Here is a 255-nt window from a genome sequence, read left to right as displayed (position 1 = left end):
ACCGTCCCTCGGCCAGCGCGGTCAGCCCGTCCAGCAGCACCGCACGGTCCTCACCCACCACCACCGCACGGTGGGCGAACGCCGACCGGGTCGTCGCCAGCGAGTATCCGATGTCCAGCACACCGACGCCCGGCGCGCCCTCGACATACTCCCGCAGCCGAACCGCCTGGTCCCGCAACGCCTCCGCGTTCCGTCCCGACAACACCCACGGCACCACACCGTCCACCGGGACCGGGCGGTACTCCTCGCTCGGGA

At 72.5% G+C, this 255-nt stretch carries 1 protein-coding gene; it reads right to left on the bottom strand.

Going from position 1 to position 255, the window contains the following annotated elements:
• Nucleotides 1-255: CurL C-terminal domain-containing protein (locus tag KYY02_RS33845; protein ID WP_371244944.1), on the bottom strand; the 255-nt coding region annotated here is incomplete at both ends.

The organism is Streptomyces pimonensis (assembly GCF_041380215.1).
Classification (GTDB): Bacteria; Actinomycetota; Actinomycetes; order Streptomycetales; family Streptomycetaceae; genus Streptomyces; species Streptomyces pimonensis.
This window is presented reverse-complemented; position numbering and strand designations above follow the sequence as displayed.